Genomic DNA, 234 nt, shown 5'->3' on the forward strand with positions numbered 1-234 from the left:
GTGGTGCGCGAGCGCGCGGTGCAGCTGCTCGCGGGCGGGGACCTCGGGTACACCGAGGCACTCGGCAGCCCGGCGCTGCGCGCGGCCATCGCCGCGCACTACCGGTCCTGGTACGGCGACGACGTCGACCCGGCGCGGGTGGCCGTCACCACCGGGTCGTCGGGCGGGTTCATGCTCGCGTTCCTGGAGGCGTTCGACGTCGGCGACCGGGTGGCGCTGGCCCGGCCCGGGTAC

At 76.9% G+C, this 234-nt stretch carries 1 pseudogene; it reads left to right on the forward strand.

The window, feature by feature from the left end:
• Positions 1-234, forward strand: a pseudogene (locus KVT14_RS21525) (aspartate aminotransferase); the annotation flags it as partial.

The sequence above is a fragment of the Cellulomonas sp. GbtcB1 genome (assembly GCF_019091725.1).
GTDB lineage: Bacteria > Actinomycetota > Actinomycetes > Actinomycetales > Cellulomonadaceae > Cellulomonas.